4 protein-coding genes are annotated in these 4,330 nt (G+C 51.2%); 2 read left to right on the top strand and 2 right to left on the bottom strand.

The window, feature by feature from the left end; translation table 11 throughout:
* On the top strand, nt 1-1,074 hold a 1,074-nt coding region (locus ACOJS8_RS11390), incomplete at its 5' end, for a response regulator (RefSeq protein WP_420148664.1).
* Between the two features lie 240 nt (nt 1,075-1,314).
* Entirely contained in the window at nt 1,315-3,021 is a 1,707-nt protein-coding gene (locus ACOJS8_RS11385; RefSeq protein ID WP_420148663.1) for an IlvD/Edd family dehydratase, read from the top strand.
* 275 nt (nt 3,022-3,296) lie between these two features.
* On the opposite strand, the gene ACOJS8_RS11380 is transcribed toward ACOJS8_RS11385, so the two are convergent.
* Both ACOJS8_RS11380 and ACOJS8_RS11375 read right to left on the bottom strand, forming a co-directional pair.
* Complete coding sequence (locus ACOJS8_RS11380) at nt 3,297-4,193, bottom strand: sugar phosphate isomerase/epimerase family protein (RefSeq protein WP_420148662.1); 897 nt, start codon at nt 4,191-4,193, stop codon at nt 3,297-3,299.
* Nucleotides 4,126-4,330 (bottom strand): hypothetical protein (locus ACOJS8_RS11375; protein ID WP_420148661.1); only part of this gene is annotated, 205 nt, incomplete at its 5' end. The genes ACOJS8_RS11380 and ACOJS8_RS11375, both read right to left, overlap by 68 nt.

The raw sequence follows: 4,330 nt of genomic DNA, 5'->3' as shown, positions 1-4,330 counted from the left end.
GATTCGGTAAAAGCACGGTTTACGGTGGCCGATACGGGTATTGGTATTGAACCCGCCATGCTACCGCGCATTTTCGAACGATTTCAGCAGGCCAACGATTTCACGACGCGGTTCTACGGTGGTACCGGCCTGGGGCTTAACATTGTCAGATCGTTAACCGAATTACAGGGCGGGTCAGTGGCCGTCGATAGTGTACTGGGCGAAGGGTCGCAGTTTACGGTCGAGATCACGTATCAGATTGCGCAGGAGCAGTTTGAACAGGAACTGACCCAATTATCGGCAATGCCACCTCCCCGCGAGCGGACGGTCCGTGTTCTGGTCGTTGAAGATAACCTCATCAATCAAAAACTGATCCTCCAGGTGCTAAAGCGTCTGGGCTACCAGACTCAGATTGCCGACAACGGAGAAAAAGCGCTCGACCTGTTGCAGAACAATACGTTTGATATCATTCTGATGGATATTCAGATGCCAGTTATGGATGGTTATGAAACGACTCGCCACATCCGGACAAAGCTAAAAAGTTCGATTCCGATCATCGCCATGACCGCACATGCACTCGCCAGCGAGCGTGAAGAGTGCCTGAAAACGGGCATGAATGACTTCTTGCCCAAGCCTTTTCAGGTGGATGATCTCCGACGCCTGATGCTCAAATACTTGCCGAATGAGGAATTGCCTTATGCCGATACTTCTGCTCAGGAAACCGCGAATCCGTCGACGGCTAACTTTTCGGTTGAGTCGCTGGCCAGCGCCGTTGGTAACGACATGGACTTAGCCACGGAGCTGCTGGGAATTTATCTGAGTGAAACGCCCGAGGAACTTGAGAATCTGAAACAAGCCCTTCAGGAAGCGGATTTAGCCACTGCCGGACGTATCATTCATACGCAGAAAGTGCACACGAAGATGCTGGGCATGAATGAAGCGACCCGCTTGATTCTGGAATCGGAAGAGCTTATCCGATCCGGGAAAGGGAAGGAGGCTGTCGCTCCGCTCATTGCGCAATATATTGCTGAAGTTGAGGCTGTGTTACCGGCAATCAGACATTATCTAACGACAAACTCCAAGCCGACTGCCTAAAAAAAACGTCATTTGTTTGGCTGAATCAGACTTATGCAATAGTTGGACGGTAACGTAGTAAACCAGCTGTTGATCACTACGTTGCCACGAAATTTTATCAAATGAAACTCGTTCCTGAAAGCGGGTAAGACCTGAATTTGTAATGCGATTATGCGTCGATTTGCTGGCTAAATTGATTCGTCAGAAGTAAAACGTTTACGCTTCCTGTCTTTACTGACTATTGCCAACTACTAACAAAAGATGCCTTTACGTTCGCACGATTGGTTTGGCCGCACCGGTAAAGACGGCTTTATTTACCGCGCCTGGATGAAAAATCAGGGGTTCCCTCATCACGAATTTGAAGGAAAACCCGTCATTGGAATCTGCAACACCTGGTCGGAGCTGACCCCCTGTAATGCGCACTTTCGCGAGCTGGCCGAAGCCATCAAGCGCGGAGTTTGGGAAGCCGGCGGATTTCCGCTGGAGTTTCCGGTGATGTCGCTGGGTGAATGTCAGATCAAACCGACGGCCATGCTGTTCAGAAATCTGGCCAGTATGGACGTAGAAGAGAGTATCCGGGGGAATTCGCTGGATGGTGTTATTCTGATGTGCGGTTGTGATAAGACCACGCCCTCACTCGTTATGGGGGCCTGTAGTGTTGATATTCCAACGATGGTTGTATCGGGTGGGCCGATGCTGGCTGGGCGGTTTCAGGGCCGTAAAATCGGTACGAGTGACCTCTGGCGATTTGCCGAAGCCTTTAAAATGGGCGAGATGAGCCAGGCTGAGTTCATTGCTGCCGAAGCCAGCATGGCCCGCTCACCTGGACACTGCGCGCCTATGGGTACGGCGTCGACTATGGCTGCGATGGTTGAATCGCTGGGGTTAGCGTTGCCGGATAATGCTACGATTCCCGCGGCCGATTCGCGCCGGAAAGTGCTTGCCCATCTGACGGGTGCCCGTATGGTTGAACTGGTTCGGGAGAACGTAACACCTTCGAAAATTCTAACCCGCCAGGCATTCGAAAATGCCATTATGGTCAACGCGGCTCTGGGTGGATCGACGAATTTTATTCTTCATCTAACGGCCATTGCCGGGCGCGTTGGTATTGATTTATCCCTGGATGATTTTGATACGTTATCCTCTAAGATTCCGCTGCTGGCCAATCTCCAGCCCTCCGGCGAACATTTCGTGGAAGATTTGTTCTACGCGGGCGGTTTACCGGCGGTTATCCGAGAACTACGCGAGTATCTGCACAACGATGCCCTGACGGTGAATGGACATAGCCTCGGCGAAAACTGTGCAGATGCGCAATGTTATGACCCGGCGGTTATTGCTTCTATCAATCAGCCGTTTAAACCCGAATCCGGTATTGCTGTTTTGCGGGGAAATCTCTGTCCGCACGGGGCCGTATTGAAACCTTCTGCGGCTTCGCCGGAGCTGATGCAGCATACAGGCCGCGCGGTCGTTTTTGAAAACATCGACGATTATAAGGCTCGCATAGATGATCCGGAACTGGACGTTGATCCAACATGCGTACTGGTTCTGAAAAACGTAGGGCCAAGAGGGTATCCGGGAATGCCCGAAGTTGGAAATATGCAATTGCCTGCTAAAATCCTGGCGCAGGGTGTGCACGACATGGTACGAATTTCGGACGGACGCATGAGTGGCACTGGCTTCGGAACCGTCGTGCTGCACGTATCGCCCGAATCGGCCGTTGGGGGGAATCTGGCGCTGGTACAAAACGGTGATCTGATTACGCTCGATGTCGATAATCGGCGGCTGCACCTACACGTATCGGATGAAGACCTGGCCGCCCGGCTTGTTGCGTTCAAACCGCTCAATCTGGGCTACGAACGGGGGTATGTAAATCTGTACATCCGACACGTAACACAAGCCCATGAAGGCGCCGATTTTGATTTTTTACGGGGTGGTTCGGGCAGCGAAGTGAAACGGGATTCGCATTGATACGGCATCCTTCGACGGAACCAATCATCAGTAACCTTGTCAGTGCTGGCTAAGTAGGAATTCTCTTTCCAGCCGTCGGTAACTCCTATCGGCGGCTGGAAAGAGAATCTGTTCCGTCCATGCTGTTACTTAACCAAAACACTGTTACTGCTGGCATCGGCAGCCTGATCGGTTATTATCAGGTTTGTAATTGCTTCCCGGCTCAAATTCAGCCTGTTGAGGTACCAGCAGCACCCGGATGAACGGGCGGGCATTAGGTAGCGTAAAGGTAAACCTCACCCTGCCTGGAAAATGGATTTTAGGTACGTAGCATTCGCACCGAAATTCTTTTTGACGTTACGTGGGTCATTCGCATCGCGGGAACGCTCGATCACCAGCCAGCCTTTCCAGCCCATATCGTCAAGCGTTTGTTTTACTTTTTTGAGATTGATACGTGGGTTATTCTGGAGCCAGACGCCGTCTTCGTCGGTGCAGTGAATCTGGCAAATTCGCTTTCTGCCGAGTATCCGTAACTCTTCGTGTAAATTACGACCGGCTTTCAGGGGGTTGGAGAAATTGAAATAAATCTGGATGTTTTTCGAGCCGATTTCACGCAGCAGTTCTACCTCTCCTTTGGCATCGAGCGACGTTTCAATCCCAACGACTACGCCTGCTTTCTTCGCCATTTTTCCGACTACTTTCAGTCGTTCAACGATTGCCGGACGTAGTTCAGGGTTTTTTACCAAATCGCCCTGCGTACCCAGCGGCAGAAACGCTACCTTCACGTTCATCGCGTTCATTGTGTCGAAACAATCCTGAATCATGCGCTGGTACGTTGGCCGCGTCGCGAAAGACTGCGCGTAAAAACCCGTCATGGCCAATGAGCAGATTTCCAGATTAAGCTCTTTCGCCTTGTCCAGAAACTGCTGACGAATTTCGGGCTTAGCCAGTTGGTTGTCAAAGGTTTCGCGTTGTCCCAGACCGCCCATATCCACTTCCAGGCCATCAGCGCCAATCTCTTTCGTCAGCTGAAACGCGCCGAGCTTTTGTCGTTTCAGAATCATTAAATCAACCACAGCAACCTTATAGGGTTGTTTATCGGCAGTCGAGGCAAATTCCCATTTGTCAGGCAGGAAAAATCCGGCTGATAGAAGGGAACCGGACGTAATGAATTGTCGTCGGTTGAGAGTCATAATACGTATTGGTTGAGGGCGTTTTTCCGGGTGGTGTCGGGTTCTTAAACCCCACACCACCCGGTTTTGAGAAACGCAAAGGCGAACCGGCCGCTCGCGACAGGTTTAATAAACAGACGGCATATAGAGCTATACTT

The sequence above is a fragment of the Spirosoma sp. genome, assembly GCF_048594605.1.
Lineage (GTDB): Bacteria > Bacteroidota > Bacteroidia > Cytophagales > Spirosomataceae > Spirosoma.
This window is presented reverse-complemented; position numbering and strand designations above follow the sequence as displayed.